The organism is Oleiphilus sp. HI0117, from assembly GCF_001635235.1.
Map to the genome: position 1 here is coordinate 1 of NZ_LWGA01000835.1, position 4771 is coordinate 4771.

4 protein-coding genes are annotated in these 4771 nt (G+C 44.0%); 3 read left to right on the top strand and 1 reads right to left on the bottom strand.

The genetic code is table 11. The features are described from left to right. The first annotated feature begins 333 nt into the window (after nucleotides 1-333). The 3 genes from A3757_RS14110 (at nucleotide 334) to A3757_RS14120 (ending at nucleotide 4173) form a co-directional block, all read left to right on the top strand. Entirely contained in the window at nucleotides 334-1398 is a 1065-nt protein-coding gene (locus A3757_RS14110; RefSeq protein WP_068552619.1) for a helix-turn-helix transcriptional regulator, read from the top strand. Nucleotides 1399-1414: 16 nt separating this feature from the next. Beyond that, a complete protein-coding gene (locus A3757_RS14115; protein WP_068510952.1) occupies nucleotides 1415-3250 on the top strand; it encodes an alpha/beta fold hydrolase in 1836 nt (611 codons plus the stop codon). 107 nt (nucleotides 3251-3357) lie between these two features. Beyond that, entirely contained in the window at nucleotides 3358-4173 is an 816-nt protein-coding gene (locus tag A3757_RS14120; RefSeq protein ID WP_068552617.1) for a lipase secretion chaperone, read from the top strand. A 30-nt stretch (nucleotides 4174-4203) separates the two neighbouring features. Here A3757_RS14120 and A3757_RS14125 read toward each other — a convergent pair. Further along, nucleotides 4204-4771, bottom strand: a 568-nt coding sequence (locus A3757_RS14125; protein WP_231878282.1) for a GGDEF domain-containing protein, incomplete at its 5' end; no start/stop codon positions are given.

Below are 4771 nucleotides of genomic sequence, written 5' to 3' on the forward strand. Positions count from 1 at the left end.
TCATACATGATCTCCGTAAGTGAAGATCTTCAGATTAGCATGTTTTCTGGAATATGAGACATGATCCAACTCAATCGATGAAGGCTATTCAAATGTCATCCCTCTTAAACACGAACTTAGCCAAGTAAGTACCGCTGTGACGAAGCCCTATAAATTCAGTGCGATAAGATCACAGAATCACCACGTACTTCTACTTATTAAGAAGTCTTGTCACAAAAACAAAGTGTCAAGACCGATTTGTTGCTTAAAATTCCCTATGATGCTCACTTATAAACGCACTAGATAAAAGACAAACGCTTTAACAGCATTGATAGATAAGTTTCGGAATAAAACGTGTATAGCAGTTCTATAAAAAAAGCGCCCCTTGACAGCTCAGTGCTCACCTTAAAGCTCTACGACAGTGCATCTAAAGGCCCCGAAGGCTTGGCACAAGAACTTTGCAACATCTTCGGCAGCGCTTCAATTGACCTTAGTGAACGCCTAATCCCTTGGCAAAACTCGTTATTGAGCGAGACTGAGCTAAGCGACATTCGCAAGGAAGCACCGGCCGGTAGCTCTAGTTCTTATTATATTTTTGTTCACAAACACGTACTTTATCCGTGTATTCCTTTCGACCATCGCGCCGAGTTGGTCGCTAGCATTGCTTTTGATCGCCGCGCAGAAGCCCAGCTCCCCCTATCCAATACACAGAGACACCTACTGCCACATATCGCCCAGGCCTTACTTCTCTGCCATAAAATAAACCAACAGCAGCAAGAAATTGAATCAGTTTATCAAGTTCTGGGCCACTACCCACTCCCCACCCTTGCTGTCGATAACCAAGTTAATAGTGTGTTTAGCAATAAGTTGTTTAGACAATTAATCAATTCATCTATTACAAACGAAGAGTTTGACGCGAGTACATCATTAAGGCATCTAGCTCGTGAGCACATCGACCTACTGAAGTTATGCACTCGGGCTAATCAGCGCATCGTACTTAGAAATGCTATCCACGACTGTATGAATGCGACAAGCAAGCACAGCGTGTTGTTCAAGCTAAGTATTAATGAAATAGAATATCCGGTAATTATCAGCACGACAGCTTGCGTACCCAGGCTGTTCAGACATTACACCAGAACCGGCCTTGCATGGGTGTATTTTTTAGGCGCCAACTATGCGCAACACTTAAAAGAAAACCTAAGATTTCAGGCTCTGAAACTGAGTAAGGCAGAGAAAGAATTAAGCATTTTACTATTCGAAGGAGCTCGCCTTAGTGATATTTCAGAGCACAGAGGCGTCTCCGAACAGACTGTACGCAAGCAACTCCAATCAGTGCTTCGTAAAACTAGGCTTGAAAGCCAGGAAGCGCTAATTTTATTTTTATTTGAACACTGTATTGAATACGGATTAGTTAAGTAGTCACAAGGATGTAGTCATGATTAACCTGCTCGAAAATAACGCACCACTTACCATAGAGAAATTCAGCCTCGAAGAAGATGAACTGATCTCCCTTATCTATCGCTTCGCGAGCAAGAAAGACGAATGGTTCAATCTACTGCTGAGCCTGTCAAACTGTATTTCCATCTCTGAAAACCTACCTCATGAGCATCCGTTTAGAGACGTTTCCTTGCGTGTCATGAAACACCTGAAAACGGCGATCAAAATCAGTGCCCAACTTAGCAGCCAGGAACACCCCTTACAGACAGAAAGTTCCCTGAACCATATTCCCATGGCAGCATTAATTATTAATGAGACAGGCCGAATAATTGACATCAATGAGCGAGCTGAGCACTTCTTCAATGCCAGTCAGCACTGGCAAATTGATCAGGGTTACCTGAGCGCGGAACACCTTCGGCTGAACACAGAGCTTATGCCATTAACCGGCGACCAAAACTTCAGCATCATCTCACTAGCACTTGAACCCGTCGACTCAGCTGTAGAAAGCCTCAGCACTAAAAAGGCATACCAAGGCAAACCTAAGCTGGTCCATCTTACCGCCTTGCCAGGCAATGAGGCAGATATGCAGCTCAGCCAGCATTTTTATCTCTGTTTTCAAACAGAGCAGGAAGAGCTAATTAACACCGAGCTTCTCAAGGCACACTACCAGCTAACAGATACCGAGGCACTAGTCGTAGTCACCTTGATCAATGAGCTATCCAGCAAGAAGACTGCCACCAAACTAAAGTTAAAAGAGGCAACGGTAAGAGGCCACTTAAGCAACATTTATCAGAAACTTGGGGTGACTAGGAAACCGGAGTTAATCAGAAAAGTCTTATTATATAAACTCGGCTCCTCACATCAACTCGATAGGCCTTTATCTCCTATTGCTGACCAAACAAGCGAGCCTGAGCAGAACGTTATTTACCTGAAAGACGGCAGGCGTATGAGTTATTGCGATCATCCAAAGCCTGAACTTTTAAAAAATAAACGTGCAACTGACCCATATTGCTCGACCAGCTCCGAAACTCACGCCATCATTTTACTACATAACCTTATGGGCTCTTCAATGGAGTTACCTCCGGGTGCATCAAGCCTTTTTGAACAAGAAAATATCCGAATTATTGTTCCCGAACGTCCTGGCTACGGAGATTCTGACTGCCACCCCGAACGTAACCACCAAGACTGGTGCTCGGATCTTGAGCAACTACTAGATCACCTAAAACTAGATAAAGTAAAAATTCTTGCACACTCTATAGGTGGTAGTTACGCGCTTGCCTTGGCAGAGTTTCTGCCAGATCGCATCGAGCGCATTGCGATGGTTAATGCCATGCCGCGTATCGAAGATATTATGGCCTGCGCCAACATCCCTTCACTCGTAACGGCCGTTAATCGAAGTCTAAAGTTTGCTCCATTTTTGATCGAACCCATTTTAAAAATGGCTGTTGGAAAAGACATCGAACACTTTTATTCCCAGCAGTTGAACTATATTCGCCCCACACTTGAAGGTCGTGCTGCAGATATTAACTTGTTAAAAACAAGTCAATATCGAAACTATTCAACCGCTAATCTCAAGCAATCGGCTAAGCAAGGTGTTGGTATTTGGGCAGAAGAACTAAAGCTTAGCTTCAGTGCTCTTGCCTTTTCGGTAAAAAATTGTCGAACAGAATATCAATTCTGGCACGGCGAACATGATGATGTTATTCCCCTAGAAGCCGCTGAGCTGCTATCAAAGCACCTCAATACGACTCACTTTACCCGTCTGAAAAGTGAAACCCACTATCTTTTTGCTCGCCACTTTAACAAGATTGTTAAGCAACTCATCGCTAGCTAAGCCGCAATGAAATAGAAATCAGGGTGTGACAAGTCTTAGCGAGCACACCCTTCAACTCAACCCATGAGTACGAATCCGCATCACGCTACGGCGCGCTGCCCCTGCATATGTCTGATATAGCGATCGAACAGTTTTTAGTTGACCCTCAAGGGAAGCTAGTCATCAATGAGAACATCAAAAACATATTCGAGTATTTCCTTATGGCTTCTCATATCGAGGGACAAGACCAGGTCATTGAACGCATACGCGAGTATATTGAGATGAGTTTGTCTGGCGAAGCAACGATGAAAGCCCAGGAAATAGCAGACAATTATCTGCTTTATAAAGGCAACCTGAGTACAGAGCAATTTGCAATGAACACAGACTTCAGTCAGCAGGAAAACCTGACAATGCTGCGCTCTGCGCTTGATGATAAAAAAAACACACATCGACAATACCTCGGTGAAGAACTAAGTGAAGCCTTGCTCGGTCACGAAGAACGTTATGATGACTATTCTTATCAGCGCTTACTGATCAACAGCGACAGTTCACTAAGCGAGCAGGAAAAAGATCAGCTGATGGCTCAGGCCGAAAGCCAACTGCCCAGTAAGATGGCTCAAGGCATGCGCTATAAGCGCGAAGAAAAAAAGCTCACCGCACAAATAAACAGGCTTAAGAATCAGTCTGACACGGCTGAAGAAATCTTCGATTTAAGAGCTAATTTCTATGGAGAAAAGATCGCACAAAGAATGGCCTACCTAGAATCCAATACGCCACAGTGGCAAGCTCGCCTAACAGAATTCTACCAACAACGGCAAGATATCCTAGACTCAAATGAATTAAGTGACGAAGCCAAAAAACTCGCCTTACAAGAAGCCAAAGATAATGCCTTCACCAGAAAAGAACAGATCAAGCTCGCCGTACAATCGATACGGGGAGCATAGAGAGCTTGTAATTGGATAATAGCGTGCCGACTAGACAGATCGCGGACTTTCTTTAATTGTGCAATTTCTCCCTGCCTCTTTTGCTTTATAAAGCAAGTCATCCGCCTTCTTGATGACCTCAGCTGGTCGATACCCTGGCTCGCTATTTGCCAAACCTATACTTATTGTCACCGAAACGGTCTTAGAAGGATTACCCTGACCTCTATGCTTTTTCCCTGTCTTCTTATCCTGCTCACGGTCATCGGACCTAAGCTTTAGCGCATAGTTTTGTATCGATTCACGCACGGCCTCGGCAAAGACAAAAATGTCGTCAGCACTTCGGCGGTTAAAGACAATGGTAAATTCTTCTCCACCATAACGGAAAGCTCGCCCTCCACCCTCGACCTGAGCGATCTTTGAAGCCACCATACGCAAAACCTGGTCACCCACATCATGACCATGGGTATCATTAAATTTTTTAAAGTGATCGACATCGAGCATCGCTACCGAGTAATGACGACCTAAAGTGGAAAGATAATCTTCCAAAGCACGGCGACCTGATATTCCGGTTAATGCATCTTTATAAGTCACCTGATAATTACTTTGTTGATAAAGAATA

Coding starts and splice junctions, on each gene's coding strand:
- A3757_RS14115 (WP_068510952.1), top strand. CDS start 1,415: ATGATTAACCTGCTCGAAAATAACGCACCACTTACCATAGAGAAATTC.
- A3757_RS14120 (WP_068552617.1), top strand. CDS start 3,358: ATGTCTGATATAGCGATCGAACAGTTTTTAGTTGACCCTCAAGGGAAG.